This window comes from Streptomyces adelaidensis (assembly GCF_016598475.1).
Classification (GTDB): Bacteria; Actinomycetota; Actinomycetes; order Streptomycetales; family Streptomycetaceae; genus Streptomyces; species Streptomyces adelaidensis.
Genome location: NZ_JAEMUX010000332.1, coordinates 1 through 275 on the forward strand (window position 1 = coordinate 1; position 275 = coordinate 275).

Annotated in this window: 1 pseudogene; it reads right to left on the bottom strand. The window is 74.2% G+C overall.

Annotated elements, in window-relative coordinates:
• Positions 1-275: pseudogene (locus I8N67_RS42110) on the bottom strand (IS200/IS605 family accessory protein TnpB-related protein); the annotation flags it as partial.

Sequence of the window (275 nt, forward strand, 5' to 3'; positions counted from 1 at the left end):
GTGTCGACGCCGACCAGACCGCCTGCGCGGGCCGCGGCCAGAGGCACGGTCTGCACGGGTGGGATCGTCCACGACGCGGTCAGGTACCAGCGGCCGCGCACGGTGTCTTCGTGGATGCGGTAGGCGACAGCCCGGTTCGCCGCCACGCGGTCGCGCCACTGCTCACCCCGGTGCGCGAAGGCCACCCGGGCGGCGAGTACGTACCGGCCGTGCGGGGCGTTGGCCAGGTGCGCCAGCGGAGCGGGGAGCTTGAGGGAGACTTCGCCGTCGCAGGT